This window comes from Sphingomonas aestuarii, from assembly GCF_054457155.1.
Genome location: NZ_JBTKVV010000001.1, coordinates 63,141 through 78,054, shown reverse-complemented (window position 1 = coordinate 78,054; position 14,914 = coordinate 63,141). Strand labels below are relative to the sequence as shown.

Below are 14,914 nucleotides of genomic sequence, written 5' to 3'. Positions count from 1 at the left end.
CGTCACCCAGGTCACAGTGCCGGGGTGACGAATACTACTCCGCCGCCTTCGCTTCGACTTCCGCGCTCTCCTCATCCGGCGCGGGCAGCGAATCGAGCATCGGCGCGCGCGACAGCGCATCGACCGGCTCGACCGGATCGAGGCTGGCATTGCCGGTATCGACGTTCAGCGCCTGAAACCGCCGCGCGGTCACCAGCACGCGCCCGTCGAAGCTGGACACGAACTTGTTGTAATTATCGACCGCGCTGTTCAGTCCGTTGCCGACCCGGCGCAGATGGGTCGCCGCCGTCGCCAGCCGCTCGTACATCTCCTTTCCCAGCCGCGCGATTTCCTTGGCGTCCTCGGTCACCTTCTGCTGGCGCCACATCGACGCGACGGTGCGCGCAAGCGGCAGGAACGCCGACGGTCCGGCGATGATGACGCGGTTGCGCGCGGCGCGTTCCCACAATTCCATGTCGATTTCGAGCGCGCCCGACAGGAAATTGTCGCCCGGAATATACATGATGACGAAATCGGGCGCTTTTTCGAACTGAGCCCAATAGGCCTTTTTGGAAAGCGCATCGGCATGGCTGCGCACCGCGCGCGCATGCGCCGTCATCGCCGCCTGGCGTTCCTCGTTCGAGGTCGCCTCGGCTGCGGTCATGTACGAATCGAGCACGCATTTGACGTCGACGATCAGTTGCTGGTCGCCCGGCAGGCGGATGATGAAATCGGGGCGAAGCTGACCATCCTCGGTCGTGACCGACACTTCCGCGCCGAAATCGACATGCTGGTCGAGTCCGGCGAGTTCGATCAGGTTGCGGAACTGCTGCTCGCCCCAGCGTCCGCGCGCCTTTGGCGCGGCACGCAGTGCGTTGACCAGCTTGGCGGTTTCGGTGCGGGTTTCGCCCAGCGACGATTTCACCTCGGCCACCGCCTCGCGCAGCGCGCCATAGCTGTCGGCACGTTCCTTCTCGACTTCGCGCAAGCCTTGCTCGTAGCGCTTGAGCGTCGTTTCGACGGGGTTCAACAGCGCCTTCAGCCTGGCCTCGTTCGACTTGCCCTCTTCGCTGAACCGCTCGTTCGCGCGGGTCAGGAACGTCGATTGCGCCTCCGTCAGCAGCTTACCCGCCACTTCGCGGAATTGCCCGGTCAACACGTCCTGATTTTCGCGCAGGTCTTTCAACCGGCTTTCGAACGCGCTCGCTTCCGCTTTCAGCGTCGCCAGTTCGACCGCCTTGGCGTCACGGTCGGCCCGCATGTCGGCGAGCGCGACGCGTAACTGCGGCACTTCGGCGGCACGCTCCTCGGCGCGCGCCAGATCGGCGATCGCGGATTTGAAATCGATCTCGCGCCGGTCGCGTTCCTCGCGCGCCTCGACCGCCCCCCGGCTGCCAAGATACCAGCCGACCGCGCCGCCGATCGCCAGCGCCAACACCACCAACAATATTGCGACCGGATCCATGCCTTGCCCACCCTTCAGGAACGAAGCGCGAACCTAAGGCGGCGCGACCGGTTGGGCAAGGCCGATGCGGCGAGCGGGGATCAGGCCGCCGCGCGGCGCTGCTTGTCGAGTTTTTTCATGATCATCTGGCGCTTCAACCGCGACAGATGGTCGAGGAAAACGATCCCGTTCAGATGATCCATCTCATGCTGGATGCAGGTCGCGAGCAGCCCATCGAACACTTCGTCATGCGGCTTGCCGTCCTCGTCCAGCCAGGTGACGCGGCACGACCTGGGCCGTTCGACCTCGGCATATTGGTCGGGAACCGACAGGCAGCCCTCGTTATACAGCGACTGTTCGTCCGCCGGATCGTGGATTTCCGGATTGATGAAGACGCGCGGGGCTCGGATCGGCTTGCCGTCCTCATCTTCCTCTTCCTGCAAGTCCATCACCAGCACGCGCTTGGGCACGCCGACCTGTATCGCGGCCAGCCCGATGCCGTTGGCGGCATACATGGTGTCGAACATGTCGGCGATCAGCGCGCGGAGGTCGTCATCGACTCCCTCGACTGGCGATGACACCAGTTTCAGACGCGGATCGGGAACTTCGACGATGGGCAGGACGGCCATGACAGATTCACTTCTTTGGAGGCGCGGCGCCAGCCTTGTCGGCGGCACGATCACGCGGAATATATGGCTTTCAGATAGGTTCGCCGCCGCTTTGCGTCAAGCAAGCGGACGGCGCGCGCGCAGCGCCTGCGCCAGCGTCCCCTCGTCCAGATAATCGAGTTCGCCGCCCACAGGCAGTCCGTGTGCAAGCTGGGTGACGCGCACCGGATAGCCCTCGATCCGTTCGGCGACATAGTGAGCGGTGGTCTGACCCTCCAGAGTCGCATTCATCGCCAGCACCACCTCGTCGATCCCCCCTTCCGAGATACGACGGACCAAAACGTCGATCGCCAGATCCTCGGGCCGCACGCCTTCTAGCGCGGAAAGCCGCCCGCCCAGCACATGAAATTTGCCCGGAAACAACCGCGAACGGTCGAGCGCCCACAGGTCCGCCACTTCCTCGACCACGCACAGCGACCGCGCATCGCGGCGCGGATCGGTGCAGATGCCGCACGGATCGCTGGTATCGATATTGCCGCACACCGAGCACGTCGCGAGTCGATCGTCGACTGCGCCAAGCGCGGCGAGTAGCGGTTTCAGCGCCGTTTCGCGCTTCTTGAGCAGATGCAGCACCGCGCGGCGTGCCGATCGCGGACCCAATCCGGGCAGGCGGGACAAGGCTTGGGTCAGCATGTCGATTTCGGGCGATGCCATGTTCGCGACATAGGGGCTTGCAAGGCCCCCTGCCAAGCGGCGACAGAGCGGCCATGCGTATCATTTTCATGGGCACTCCCGATTTCGCCGTACCGACGCTCGATGCGCTGTTCGCCGCCGGGCATGACGTGGTGGCAGCCTATAGCCAGCCCCCGCGCCGCGCCGGGCGTGGCAAGGCGCTGACCCCCTCGCCCGTCCAGCGCCGCGCCGAAGAACTGGGAATTGCGGTGCGAACGCCGGTCTCGCTGAAGGGTGCAGAGGTGCAGGCCGAATTTGCCACGCTGAATGCCGATGTCGCGGTGGTTGCCGCCTATGGCCTGTTGCTTCCGCGCGCGATTCTGGATGCACCGCGCCTCGGCTGCCTCAACGTCCACGGATCGCTGCTCCCGCGCTGGCGGGGCGCGGCGCCGATCCAGCGCGCGATCCTTGCGGGCGACGCGGAAACCGGCGTCGGGATCATGCAGATGGAGGCGGGGCTCGATACCGGGCCGGTGCGGCTGGAAGGACGCACCCCCATCGACGGCAAGACCACCGGCGACCTGACCGACGAACTCGCAGGCTTGGGCGCGCGACTGATGGTAGAGGTACTGCACGAGCCCGATGCCTACCCACCAGTGCCGCAACCCGGCGAGGGCATCACCCATGCCGCCAAGATCGACAAAGCCGAAGCAAGGCTGGACTTCACCCGTTCCGCGATTGAGGTTGAACGGCAAGTCCGGGCCTTCGCGCCGATGCCGGGCGCTTTTTTCGAACATGCCGGAGAGCGGGTGCGTATTCTGGCAGCCGAAGTCTTTGAACGCGCAGGCGAAGCCGGGGAGGTGATCGACGACGCGCTCACCATCGCTTGCTCGGCTGCCGCAATCCGCCCGGTCCGCGTACAGCGCGCGGGGCGTGGCGTCATGACCGCGGCCGAACTGCTGCGCGGCTTCGCGATCCCCAAGGGCACCCGGCTTTGACCCGCTTTGCCCTGACGATCGAATATGACGGCCGCCCCTTCATGGGCTGGCAGCATCAGGATCACGGCCCGAGCGTGCAGCAGGCGATCGAGGATGCCGCGCACGCGATCACCGGCGAACATGCGCTGGTCCACGCCGCCGGTCGCACCGACGCGGGCGTTCATGCGCTGGGGATGCGCGCGCATGTCGAGATCGCAAAGGAGATCGCGCCGTTCCGCCTGATGGAGGCGCTCAACGCCAGGCTCCGTCCGCATCCGGTGGCGATCCTGGCGTGCGAGATGGTGCCCGACGACTGGCATGCGCGCTTCTCCTGCACCGCGCGTCACTATGAATACCGCATCGTCATGCGCCGCGCGCCGCTGACCTGGGAACGCGGGCTGGCGTGGCGCATGCCGCAGGCGCTCGATGTCGCGGCAATGCAGGCGGGCGCGGCGCAGCTGGTGGGGCGGCACGATTTCACGACTTTCCGCTCGGCGCATTGTCAGGCGGACAGCGCGCTGCGCACGCTCGACCGGCTGGATGTGGTCGGCGATGGCGACCGGATCAGCGTGTTCGCGTCGGCGCGCTCCTTCCTCCACCATCAGGTGCGATCGATGGTCGGCTGTCTGGCGCTGGTCGGTCAGGGCAAATGGTCGCCCGACGACATTGCGCGCGTGCTCGCGGCAAAGGATCGCGCGCAACTGGGGTTCAACGCGCCGCCCGACGGACTCTATTTTCTGCGCGCCGATTATCCCTGACGGGTCAGCAGCGCGGCCAGCTCGACATGGGTGGACCAGCGGAACTGACCCACCGGTTGCACCCAGTCGATGTCGAACCCGGCCTCGCACAATATCTTTGTATCGCGCGCGAAACTGCTGGGATTGCACGAAACATAAGCCAATCGCTTCGCCCCGGACGCGGCGATGTTGGTGACCTGCTCGCGCGCGCCGGCACGCGGCGGATCGAGCACAAGGGCGTCGAACCGATCGAGTTCGGCAGGTGTCAGCGGACGGCGATACAGGTCACGGTGATCGGCGAAGATCGCCCTTCCCGCGAGCGATGCGGCTGCCTTCAGCGCCAGCACCGGCTCGCGCCCCGCCTCGCCCGCGTAGATCTTGCCGCCCAAATTGAGCGCGAAAGTGCCGAGCCCGGCGAATAGATCGGCGACCGTCCCGGCATCGCCAACGGCTTCGCGGACGCACTCGACCAACACCCCTTCGCCGTCCTCGGTCGCCTGAAGAAACGCGGCATGGGGCAATGCCACCGGCACGCCGCCCAGCGTGATCGTGACGGGGCGAGGTTCCCAGCGCGTCTCGGGACCATAGCCGTCGTCGATCGCGAGCCGGGCGATACCGTGCCGTTCGGCGAAATCGGGCAGTTGCTCGGCAAAGGCGAGGCCATCGGCGGACACCCCCTTCACCAGGATATCGAGCCCCTGATCGGCGAGCGTGACATGCACATCGGCGCGTGAGCGCGGATTGACCAGATCGTGAAGAAGCCCACGTAACGGATTAATTAGCGTGAATATTTCAGGCCGGACCACATGGCATTCGGCAAGGTCGACGAGCGTACTCGCTCCCGCTTCGGAAAACCCCAACAGGATCGCATTGCCGCGGCGCTCGGCATGAAAGGTCGCACGGCGGCGGCTGCGCGGCGGCGACAGATGCGGCCGACGGAGCGGCGCACTCAACCCCTGTGCGGCAAGCGCGCCCGCAATCCGGTCGCTGACGAAACGGCCATAGCTTTCGTCATCGAGATGCTGGAGTTGGCATCCGCCGCAAGTCGGGAAATGACGGCAGGGCGGCGTCGCATGATGCGGTCCCGGCACCACGACGCTATCGGCGCGCAGCCTGTCGCCGGGCGCGGCGAAGGCCGCATGGCGTCCGCTGTCGGTCACCCCGTCGCCGCGTGCGGCCACCCGCACGATCACTTCGCCTTCGCTCACCACACCTCCTGCATCGCGGCGGCGCTATGCGCGATCAGGTCGTCCGCGACCAGCCCCGGTCCGGCCAGTTCGGCCGCGCGCATGTGGAGCCACGCGGCGGCAGACACCGCAGCCCAGAGATCGCCACCCGTCGCAAGCCTTCCCGCAATCAGCCCGGCAAGCACGTCCCCGGACCCCGCCGTCGCCAGCGTCGACGCCGCCGCCGCCGACACGACCACGCGCCCGTCAGGATGCGCGATCACCGTATCCGCGCCCTTGTGGACGATGATCGCGCCACTTTGGCGCGCGGCGTCGAGCGTGCGGTCGATCTTCGACACCGCGCTGGTGCCGAACATCCGGTCGAACTCGCCGCCATGCGGGGTGAGGATGGTCGGGGCACCCCACTCGGACACCCGGCGCGCGGCGTCATGTCCGAGCACCGAGAGCGCATCGCCATCTAGGACCAGCGCCATGTCGGCAGCAAGCGCCGCGTCGATCAGCCCGGAAGCCCGCGCATCGCGACCCAGCCCCGGCCCGATGCACAGCGCATTCGGCTTACGTTCATCAATAAATGGTGTCAGGTCGGCGGTTTCCGAAAGTTTCCTTGCAACGATTGCATCATCCGAACCACGCTCGCCATCCGGTGTCGCAAGCATGACATAGCCTGCCCCGGCACGCAGGGCTGCGGATGCCGCCAGCCGCGACGCGCCGGCCATCGCGCCGCCGACCACAAGCGCCAGCCCGCGGGTGAACTTGTGCGCGTCACGCTCCGGCCTCAGCGGCTCGGGCCGCGCCAGCGTGAGCCATTCAGACTCGATCGCGATTCCAAGATCGACGAGCACGACATGGCCCGAACGGGCAGCGGCTTCCGTCAGCAGATGGCATGGCTTCAGCGCGCCAAGCGCCAAGGTAAGGTCGGCGCGAACCGCATAGCCCGGCACAACGCCCCGGTCGCTGTCCACCCCCGACGGCACGTCGATCGCAACGACCATTTCGGCCTCTTCGCGGAACCGTCCGACACGAGCAGCAATGTCGCCCCCGATGGGCCGCGTCAGGCCGGTGCCGAACAGGCCGTCCACCAGCACGGCCCGCCCGCTCGCCTCGGCCAGCGGAACGGTCGCGCCGGTCCAATGCCGCCGCGCCTCCGCTGCCGCGCCTGCACCGGCTTTGCCCAGCGCCGCCACCATGACGTCATGGCCCCATTCGCTCAGCAGCCGCGCGGCGACATAGGCGTCGCCGCCATTATTGCCTGGCCCGGCGAGCACCAGCAGCGCGCGTCCCCTGACGTAACGGTGCACTTCGCGCGCGACGGCGAGGCCTGCGCGCGCCATCAACTCGGTCTGCGAAACACCGCGCGCAAAGGCCGCCGCTTCGGCCCTGCGCATCGCATCGGCGGTCAGGATCGGCGCGCCGGGCGGCACGCGCCTCATGATGCGGGCGGCGTCGTCGCGGGCAGGCGATAACGGGCATTGCCCACCGTCACGTCGATCCGGCCATCCCCCACCGGCGTCGCCTGAGCCGGTTCGGCACCATCCGCTGAACGAATCGTGCCGTCCGTCGCCATGCGCAGTCGGTGAAACCCGCCATCGGGCTGACGGATCGTCAGCAACGTGCCGTCGTTCGTTGTGCTACGCTCGACGGTGCAGCCATCGGCCATCGCGGCTCCTTCGCCGATCGCACACGCAATCGCATCGGCCTCGACCGGCAACTCGCCGCTCTGCTCGCCGCAACCGCCAACCAGCAGCGTCGAAATCAGCAATATAGCCGCATCAGATATCCGCATAGACATGGGTTTCGGCGCTCGCTCCGGGATGGGTGACCGCGCCTTTATAGGCGGGACCGACATTCCGGGCATAGCGCCACAATGCGCCCGACTGATAATCGTTGGTGCGCGCGGCCCAGGCGGCGCGGCGCGCGGCAAGCACAGCGTCCGCCACGTCGAGGTCGATCGTCCCGGCTTCCGCATCGATGCGGATGATGTCGCCATCCTCGACCAGCCCGATCGGCCCACCTTCCGCGGCTTCCGGCCCGACATGGCCGATGCAGAATCCGCGCGTCGCCCCGGAAAACCGACCGTCGGTGATGAGCGCCACCTTCTCGCCCAGCCCCAGACCGTAGAGCGCAGCGGTGGTCGACAGCATTTCGCGCATACCGGGGCCGCCCTTCGGCCCTTCATAACGGATGACGATCACGCAGCCCTCGGCAATGTCGCGCGCTTCGACCGCGGCGAAGGCGTCTTCCTCGCAGTCGAACACCCGCGCCGGTCCGGCGAATTGCAGCCGCGCCATCCCTGCGACTTTGACGATCGCGCCTTCGGGGGCAAGCGATCCGCGCAGTCCGACCACGCCGCCGGTCGGAGTAATGGGTGCAGCGACATCGAAGATCACTTTCTGATCCGGGTTCCACGTCACCTGGTCGATATTCTCGCCCAGCGTCTTGCCGGTCACCGTCAGGCAATTGCCGTCGAGAAAGCCGCCCGACAGCATCGTCTTCATCAGCATGTAAACGCCGCCCGCCTCGTGCATGTCCTTGGCGACATATTTGCCACCGGGTTTCAGATCGGCGATGTAGGGCGTTGATTTAAAAGCCTCGGCCACGTCATGAAGGTCAAACTCGATGCCGCATTCATTGGCCATCGCCGGCAGGTGAAGCGCCGCGTTGGTCGATCCCCCGGTCGCCGCGACCACCCGCGCCGCGTTGATGAAGGCTTCGCGGGTGCAGATGTCGCGCGGGCGGATATTGGCTTCCAGCAGATGCATCACCTGCTCGCCCGCGGCGATTGCGATTTCTTCACGGCTCTTGTAAGGAGCGGGCACCATGTTGCTGTTCGGCAACGACAATCCGATCGCTTCGCCCACGCACGCCATCGTGTTCGCGGTGAACTGACCACCGCAGGCGCCGTGGCCGGGACAGGCGACCTTCTCAAGCGCGGTCAACTGGCTCAGCGGACAGTTCCCCGCAGCGAACTGGCCGACCGCCTCGAACACATCGACGACGGTGACGTCATGGTCCTGGAACCGGCCCGGCAGGATCGATCCGCCATAGACGAAGATCGACGGAACGTTCAGCCGCAGCATCGCCATCATCATGCCGGGGAGCGATTTGTCGCACCCGGCAAAGGTGACGAGCGCGTCATAGCAATGGCCGCGCACGCTCAACTCGACCGAATCGGCGATGACCTCGCGGCTGACCAGCGAGGATTTCATCCCCTGATGCCCCATCGCGATGCCGTCGGTTACGGTGATGGTGTTGAACCGACGCGGCATGCCGCCGCCAGCGATCACCCCCGCGCGCGCCGCATCGGCCTGAAAATCGAGTGTCGTGTTACATGGCGCCGAATCGTTGCCCGCGCTGGCGATGCCGACGAACGGCTTGGCGATGTCCGCTTCGGAAATGCCCATCGCATAGTAATAGCTGCGGTGCGGCGCGCGTTCTGGGCCGACCGACACGTGGCGGCTGGGCAGGCGGGATTTGTCGAATGGGGTGCTCATGGCGCACGCCTATGTCGCGAACGCGCCTTATTGCGCAAGTCTATTACGCACGGTTGCGATGATGGGCGCGAGAATTTCCGCCCAGCGCGCAACCCCCGCATCGTCGCCGATCCGGTCGTTGCGGATTTCCAGACTGAAAGACGGAATGCCATTGCCCTCGGCATGGCGGTCGAGCGTGGCGTTCAGGAGTTCACCCGAATAAGGCTGATTGTCACCAACGACGAAACCCTGCTTCATGAGAAGGGACAATATGATATCGGCGGCGCGACGGTCGCGGTTCGACAGGATGCCGACTTCCCACGGCCGGTCCGCTCCCCCCGTCTCCAGCGCGGGCGTGAAACTGTGGACCGCGACGATCAGCGTGGGGCGGCAGCGATCGATCTCAGCCTCGATCGTCGCGTGATAGGGACGGTGGAACCGCGCGATCCGATCGGCGGGATCGAGATCGACATTGCCGAAGATCGTATGCCCGTCGCTGCGTTCGGGGATCAGCCCGCCATGCCCGACTTCGCGATTGAGGTCGATGACCAGCCGCGAAACGGTGGCGAGGATCGCAGGCGCATCGAGCGCGGACGCCAGCGCGCGAGTCAGCGGCGCGGCCCCGATGTCGATGGCGATATGCCGGTCCAGCAACGCCGGATCGATGCCCAGATCGATATCGTCGGGGACGCGGTTGGACGCATGGTCGCACAGCAACAACACGCCCGGATCGCCGCCACCGATGATGTCGCAGATGCTCATCGCCGTTCCTTTCGCGCGGCAAACCCGGCGAGGCCGTCGCGCAATTCATCACCCGACAGCGCATCCAGAAATGCCGCATCGTGCAGCGCGGAATCGGGATGGCGCAAAGTTGCTTTCAGTCCGATGACTGCGCCCGGTTTATTGGCTGCGATCCGCTCCGCCATTTTTTGCGCGGCCTCCGAAGCGTCCGGCACCACCTGTTCGACCAGGCCGATGCGCGCCGCCTCCGCCGCGTCGATCGCATCGCCCGTCAGCAATAGGCGCGATGCCTGTCCGCGTCCGACCACGGCGATCAGGCGCTGCACGTCGATCGCCGGGTAGAGCAGCCCCAGCTTGGCGGGCGTCACCGCGAAGCGCGCGGCTTCGCCTGCGATCCGCACGTCCGCCGCCAGCGCCAGCGCGACCGCCGCGCCGAAACAGCCGCCATCGATCGCGGCGATCACCGGCATCGGCAGCGCGGCAATCCCGTCGATCGCCGCGCGCATGTCGGTCAGGAAGCGCGCCCCCCAGCCCGGCGCCATCCGGCTCGCCGCAATCTCGGCAATGTCCGCCCCCGCCGAGAAGCTCGCCGGATCGGCGGAGCAAAAGATGACCATGCGAGTATGGGCATCGATGCGCGCGACCGCATCGCTGAGGCTGCGCCATCCGGCAAGGTCGAACGCATTGCGCGCGCGGCCGCGATCGATAACGATACGGGCGATGCCGCCGTGCTGGTCGAGCCGGATCATCGCGCCCAGCCGGGGAGGATGGCGCCCGCCGCAGCTAGGACCATCCACGGACGATTCGCTCCCGGCGCGTGATCCGCGGCGACAGGATAGCCGCGCAAATACGAACAAGATGTTGCCGTCACGCGAGTTCGGTTTCCATGGCCCACCAATGCGGCTCGGCGTGCCGGATGGCGTGCGCCGCCGCCGCGCGGTCGGCGGCATCGTCGAACAATGCGAAACAGGTCGCCCCCGATCCCGACATCCGCGCCAGCCGCACGCCAGGCGCGGCGGCCAGCCGGTCCAGCACGTCGCCGATCGCAGGCGCAATGGCGCGGGCGGGCGGCTCCAGATCGTTGCGCGCCTTGATCGCGGCGGCGATCAGCTCGCCATCGGGCAAGCCGCCGCGATCGATCCGGTCCCAGCCTACAAACACCGCCGCGGTGGATAGCGCGACCCCCGGATTGACCAGCAGCACCGGCATTCCCGCAGCCCCGGCAACCGGCGTCAAATCCTCCCCGCGTCCGCGCCCAATCGCGGTGCGCCCGAGCAGACAGGCGGGGACGTCGCTGCCCAGCGCCTCGGCAACCGCGCGCAGCCGGGCATCGTCCATCGCCACTCCAGCGCGGCGCGCCATCGCCCGCAGCATCGCCGCGGCGTCCGCCGATCCGCCGCCCATCCCCGATGCGACCGGCAGGCGCTTGTCGAGCGTCACCGACAGCGGCGGCAACGGCGCGACCTCGGCCCGGAACGCGCGTTCGGCGCGCAGCACGAGGTTGTCGCCCTCTCCGCCAAGCGCCTCCGCAAACGGCCCGGTCACCGTGAATGCAGGCGATTCGGCATCCGCGATGGTCAGCAGGTCGCCGTGACCCACGAACACGAACAGCGTTTCCAGTTCGTGATAACCGTCGTCGCGTCGCGCGCGGACATGGAGCGACAGGTTGAGCTTGGCCGGAGCGGGTTCGACGATCATTTCAGCGGTTCGACGTCTCTGGCGTCAGGCCGGTGGCGATCTTGCCCTCGATCCGCGCCGCATCCTCGGCACCGGCATAGACGCTGGCCGCCGCCCAGGCATAGCGTGCCTCGAACCGCCTTCCGACCTGCCACAGCGCGTCGCCCAGATGCTCGTTGATCTCGACATCGGCAGGTTCTGCCTGCGCCGCGCGCTGGAGCAGCGGCACCGCGCGATCATAGGCGCCGGTCATGTAATAGGCCCAGCCGAGCGAATCGGTGATCGCCGCATCGTCGGGCGCCAGTTTTGACGCGCGTTCGAGCAGGCCCTTCGCCGCGTCCAGATTTTCGCCCCGCTCGGCCTGCGCATAGCCGAGATAGTTGAGCGCGTGCGGCTGATCGGGCGCAAGTTCGACCGCACGCTCCAGCAGCGGCAGCGCCCGGTCCCACGCCCCGGCACGTTCAAGCGCGCCGCCCTGCTGAAGGTAGAGCGCCCAGCCCGCATTGCCCGCCGACCGCTCGATCGCCAGCGCATAGGCCGCCGCCGCATCCGCGTTGCGCCCCGCCGTGCTCAGCAGGTCGCCCAGCATCTGCGCTTCGCCCGCGCCCGCACCGCCCGCCGCGCTGGCCTCGGCGGCGATGGCGATCGCCTCAGCGCCCCGATCCGCTTCGGTCAGGATTTGCAATTCCGCCTGCCGCGCCATTGGCGTGAACGGCGCGTCCGCCTCGACGCCGCGCACCAGCGCCAGCGCCCGTTCGGTCGCCCCGGTCCGGCCGAGCAGGCTGGCGAGTTGCACCCGCACCGCATCGTCCTCCGGTGCGAGCATCGCCGCGCCGCGCGCGAGCAACACCGCCAGCGGCAGGGTCGATTCCGCCGTCAGGTCGGTCGCCAGCCGCGAATAGAGCCGCGCCGCGCCGAATGCCATGTCCGCCTGCTGCCCGGAACGAATCTCGCGCCGCAGTCGCGTGACCGATCGATCCTGTCCGGGCAGCAGCGTGGCGATCATCGATCGCTTGCCCGTCCCTGCGAACAGCCTGGCGGCGGCAATGCGCAGCCCGATATTGGGGCCGATGCCAGCCTGCCCACCCTCGAGCGCCGCCAGCGCCGCCTGGGCCTCGTCATGGCGCTTTGCCGCGATCAGCAATAGGATGCGGGCTTCCGCCGAATATCGCCCCGCGATCGGATTGTCGGCCGGCGTCTCCAGCGCCGGAAACGGATCGCCCCCGCGTTCGCGCACGACCCAGGCGGAGAGTGCGGGGACGAGGAAATCGAGCGGCCCCTTCTTCATCCGCGCCAGCGCCGCGTCCGCCGCCGTCAGGTCGCGCGCGCGCGCCGCATCGGCGAACTGAAAGATTGCGACATCGGCAGGCGCGGTTCCCGCCGCGTCCATCGCCGCGACCGATGCGCGGATCAGGTCGATATTCCCCGCCTCGATCCCCTGGCGATAGGCCCGAAACGCTACGCTTTCAGCCCCCGGCGTCGCAGCCAGCGCCAGCGCGTAACCCTGAGCGGCAAGCGCCCCCGCCCCGTCCGCATCGGCCGCACGCGCCTTGACGTAAGCGGTCAGCGGATCGACAGGATCGCGCGCCAGCGCGGGCGCGGCGTTGAACGTCAGTGCCACCGCCAAACCCACAGCGCTCACCCTGAGCGCGGAAGTAACCTCGGCCGCAGCGGGCGCCTTAAACGCGATACGAACAAACACACCGAAAGCCTTACATATTGGGATAATTCGGCCCTCCGCCGCCTTCGGGGACGACCCAGTTGATGTTCTGGGTCGGGTCCTTGATGTCGCAGGTCTTGCAGTGGACGCAGTTCTGGGCGTTGATGACGAACTTCGGATCGCCGGTTTCCTCGCCGACCACCTCATACACCCCCGCCGGGCAGTAACGCTGCGCCGGTTCGTCATACATCGGCAGATCATAGGCGATTGGAATGTCGGGGTCTTTGAGCGTCAGATGGACCGGCTGGTCCTCCTCGTGATTGGTGTTCGACAGGAACACCGAGGACAGCCGGTCGAAGGTCAGCACGCCGTCGGGTTTCGGGTAATCGATCTTCGGCACCAAATCCTTGCGCCACAGGCTTTCGTGATCGGGCCTGTGCTTCATCGTGAAGGGCATTTTCAGCCCCAGATATTCCGCCCACATGGTGATGCCCGCCAGCGCCGACCCGGCCATATCGCCGAATTTCTTGACCAGCGGCACGACGTTCCTGACCTGGCTCAATTCCTTGGCCACCCAACTGCTTTCGTAAGCCGTGGTGTAGGCGGTCAATTCGTCGCTCTGGCGCTGCGACAGGATGGCGTCGGCAGCAGCTTCGGCGGCCATCATCCCCGATTTCATCGCGGTGTGCGTGCCCTTGATCCGCGGCACGTTCAGAAAACCCGCCGAACAGCCGATCAGCGCGCCGCCGGGGAAGGTCAGCTTGGGCACCGACTGATACCCGCCATCGTTGATCGCGCGCGCGCCGTAACTGATGCGCTTGCCGCCCTTCAAAATCTTGGCGATCTCGGGGTGCGTCTTCCACCGCTGCATCTCGTGGAACGGCGACAGATGCGGATTGGTGTAGTTGAGCCAGGTCACGAACCCCAGAGCCACCTGACCATTGGCCTGATGATAGAGGAATCCGCCGCCATTCGACCCGTCGGTTTCGCTCAGCGGCCAGCCCTGGGTGTGGATTACCCGCCCCGGCACATGAAGTTCGGGATCGATGTCCCACAATTCCTTGATACCCAGGCCATAAACCTGCGGCTGGCTGTCCTTCGCCAGTTCGAACTGGCGGATGAGCTGCTTCGACAGATGCCCGCGCACCCCTTCGGCGAAGAAGGTGTATTTGGCGTGCAACTCAAGGCCCGGCTGGTAATCCGGCTTGTGCGTGCCGTCGCGCGCGACGCCCATATCGCCGGTCGCGACGCCCTTTACCGACCCGTCGTCGTTGAACAGGATTTCCGCCGCCGCGAAGCCGGGGAAGATTTCGACGCCCAGCCCCTCGGCCTGCTCCGCCAGCCAGCGGCACAGATTGCCCAGGCTGCCGGTATAGGTGCCCTTGTTGTGCATGAAGGGCGGCGTGAACAGGTGCGGCACACCCATCTTGCCGTCCTTGGTCAGCATCCAGTGCTGATTGTCGGTCACGGGCACTTCGGCGAGCGGACAACCGGAATCGCGCCATTCGGGAAGCAATTCGTCGAGCGCCTTCGGATCGATCACCGCGCCCGACAGGATGTGCGCGCCGATCTCCGACCCTTTTTCCAGGATGCAGACCGACAGATCGGCGTCTTTCCCTGCCGCGACCTGTTTCAGCCGGATCGCCGCCGCCAGCCCTGCGGGGCCGCCACCGACGATCACCACGTCATACGGCATCGACTCGCGTTCGCTCATCCCAATCTCCTTGCACGCCTATCCCGTCCGGGCCATGCCCGTCGTCGC

General features: G+C 66.8%; 14 protein-coding genes. 2 read left to right on the top strand and 12 right to left on the bottom strand.

What is annotated here, in order from left to right; genetic code table 11:
* Positions 1-34 precede the first annotated feature (34 nt).
* The 3 genes from ACX0GZ_RS00380 to recR all read right to left on the bottom strand — a co-directional run bounded on the left by ACX0GZ_RS00380 (position 35) and on the right by recR (position 2,745).
* Positions 35-1,444 carry a DNA recombination protein RmuC gene (locus ACX0GZ_RS00380; RefSeq protein WP_458812032.1) on the bottom strand — a complete coding sequence of 470 codons (1,410 nt, stop codon included), beginning with the start codon at positions 1,442-1,444 and terminating at the stop codon, positions 35-37.
* 80 nt (positions 1,445-1,524) lie between these two features.
* Positions 1,525-2,052, bottom strand: a complete 528-nt coding sequence (gene def, locus ACX0GZ_RS00375) for a peptide deformylase (RefSeq protein WP_458812029.1) — start codon at positions 2,050-2,052, stop codon at positions 1,525-1,527.
* 96 nt (positions 2,053-2,148) lie between these two features.
* Positions 2,149-2,745, bottom strand: a complete 597-nt coding sequence (recR, locus tag ACX0GZ_RS00370; protein ID WP_458812026.1) for a recombination mediator RecR — start codon at positions 2,743-2,745, stop codon at positions 2,149-2,151.
* Positions 2,746-2,798: 53 nt separating this feature from the next.
* Here recR and fmt point away from each other — a divergent pair, with 53 nt between their 5' ends.
* Both fmt and truA read left to right on the top strand, forming a co-directional pair.
* Positions 2,799-3,701 carry a methionyl-tRNA formyltransferase gene (gene fmt, locus ACX0GZ_RS00365; RefSeq protein ID WP_458812022.1) on the top strand — a complete coding sequence of 301 codons (903 nt, stop codon included), beginning with the start codon at positions 2,799-2,801 and terminating at the stop codon, positions 3,699-3,701.
* A complete protein-coding gene (gene truA / locus ACX0GZ_RS00360; RefSeq protein WP_458812019.1) occupies positions 3,698-4,438 on the top strand; it encodes a tRNA pseudouridine(38-40) synthase TruA in 741 nt (246 codons plus the stop codon). The genes fmt and truA overlap by 4 nt, the downstream gene beginning before the upstream one ends.
* Here truA and ACX0GZ_RS00355 read toward each other — a convergent pair.
* The 9 genes from ACX0GZ_RS00355 to ACX0GZ_RS00315 all read right to left on the bottom strand — a co-directional run bounded on the left by ACX0GZ_RS00355 (position 4,429) and on the right by ACX0GZ_RS00315 (position 14,866).
* Positions 4,429-5,625, bottom strand: a complete 1,197-nt coding sequence (locus ACX0GZ_RS00355) for a class I SAM-dependent RNA methyltransferase (protein WP_458812016.1) — start codon at positions 5,623-5,625, stop codon at positions 4,429-4,431. The two genes, truA and ACX0GZ_RS00355, sit on opposite strands and share 10 nt — an antisense overlap.
* Positions 5,622-7,034 (bottom strand): NAD(P)H-hydrate dehydratase, encoded by a 1,413-nt coding sequence (locus ACX0GZ_RS00350; protein WP_458812013.1) that lies wholly within the window; start codon positions 7,032-7,034, stop codon positions 5,622-5,624. The genes ACX0GZ_RS00355 and ACX0GZ_RS00350 overlap by 4 nt, the downstream gene beginning before the upstream one ends.
* Positions 7,031-7,387, bottom strand: coding sequence for a hypothetical protein (locus tag ACX0GZ_RS00345; RefSeq protein WP_458812011.1), 357 nt, complete (start codon positions 7,385-7,387; stop codon positions 7,031-7,033). The genes ACX0GZ_RS00350 and ACX0GZ_RS00345 overlap by 4 nt, the downstream gene beginning before the upstream one ends.
* Complete coding sequence (ilvD, locus tag ACX0GZ_RS00340; protein ID WP_458812008.1) at positions 7,374-9,095, bottom strand: dihydroxy-acid dehydratase; 1,722 nt, start codon at positions 9,093-9,095, stop codon at positions 7,374-7,376. Before ilvD ends, ACX0GZ_RS00345 begins: the two co-directional genes overlap by 14 nt.
* 27 nt (positions 9,096-9,122) lie before the next feature.
* Positions 9,123-9,836 (bottom strand): N-formylglutamate amidohydrolase, encoded by a 714-nt coding sequence (locus ACX0GZ_RS00335; protein WP_458812005.1) that lies wholly within the window; start codon positions 9,834-9,836, stop codon positions 9,123-9,125.
* Positions 9,833-10,564: an enoyl-CoA hydratase/isomerase family protein gene (locus tag ACX0GZ_RS00330; protein ID WP_458812002.1), complete on the bottom strand. Its 732-nt coding sequence runs from the start codon at positions 10,562-10,564 to the stop codon at positions 9,833-9,835. Before ACX0GZ_RS00330 ends, ACX0GZ_RS00335 begins: the two co-directional genes overlap by 4 nt.
* Positions 10,565-10,682: 118 nt before the next feature.
* Entirely contained in the window at positions 10,683-11,513 is an 831-nt protein-coding gene (locus ACX0GZ_RS00325) for a 4-(cytidine 5'-diphospho)-2-C-methyl-D-erythritol kinase (protein WP_458811999.1), read from the bottom strand.
* A gap of 1 nt (position 11,514) precedes the next feature.
* Positions 11,515-13,113 (bottom strand): tetratricopeptide repeat protein, encoded by a 1,599-nt coding sequence (locus ACX0GZ_RS00320; protein ID WP_458811996.1) that lies wholly within the window; start codon positions 13,111-13,113, stop codon positions 11,515-11,517.
* Between the two features lie 91 nt (positions 13,114-13,204).
* Positions 13,205-14,866, bottom strand: a complete 1,662-nt coding sequence (locus ACX0GZ_RS00315) for an electron transfer flavoprotein-ubiquinone oxidoreductase (protein ID WP_458811993.1) — start codon at positions 14,864-14,866, stop codon at positions 13,205-13,207.
* Between the last annotated feature and the right edge of the window lie 48 nt (positions 14,867-14,914).

What these genes read in the sequence shown, in the direction of transcription:
- ACX0GZ_RS00325 (WP_458811999.1), bottom strand. Translation starts at nt 11,513, where the DNA reads ATGATCGTCGAACCCGCTCCGGCCAAGCTCAACCTGTCGCTCCATGTC.
- ACX0GZ_RS00335 (WP_458812005.1), bottom strand. Translation starts at nt 9,836, where the DNA reads ATGAGCATCTGCGACATCATCGGTGGCGGCGATCCGGGCGTGTTGTTG.
- ACX0GZ_RS00345 (WP_458812011.1), bottom strand. Translation starts at nt 7,387, where the DNA reads ATGCGGATATCTGATGCGGCTATATTGCTGATTTCGACGCTGCTGGTT.
- ACX0GZ_RS00315 (WP_458811993.1), bottom strand. Translation starts at nt 14,866, where the DNA reads ATGAGCGAACGCGAGTCGATGCCGTATGACGTGGTGATCGTCGGTGGC.
- fmt (WP_458812022.1), top strand. Translation starts at nt 2,799, where the DNA reads ATGCGTATCATTTTCATGGGCACTCCCGATTTCGCCGTACCGACGCTC.
- ilvD (WP_458812008.1), bottom strand. Translation starts at nt 9,095, where the DNA reads ATGAGCACCCCATTCGACAAATCCCGCCTGCCCAGCCGCCACGTGTCG.
- ACX0GZ_RS00330 (WP_458812002.1), bottom strand. Translation starts at nt 10,564, where the DNA reads ATGATCCGGCTCGACCAGCACGGCGGCATCGCCCGTATCGTTATCGAT.
- ACX0GZ_RS00380 (WP_458812032.1), bottom strand. Translation starts at nt 1,444, where the DNA reads ATGGATCCGGTCGCAATATTGTTGGTGGTGTTGGCGCTGGCGATCGGC.
- recR (WP_458812026.1), bottom strand. Translation starts at nt 2,745, where the DNA reads ATGGCATCGCCCGAAATCGACATGCTGACCCAAGCCTTGTCCCGCCTG.
- ACX0GZ_RS00350 (WP_458812013.1), bottom strand. Translation starts at nt 7,034, where the DNA reads ATGAGGCGCGTGCCGCCCGGCGCGCCGATCCTGACCGCCGATGCGATG.
- def (WP_458812029.1), bottom strand. Translation starts at nt 2,052, where the DNA reads ATGGCCGTCCTGCCCATCGTCGAAGTTCCCGATCCGCGTCTGAAACTG.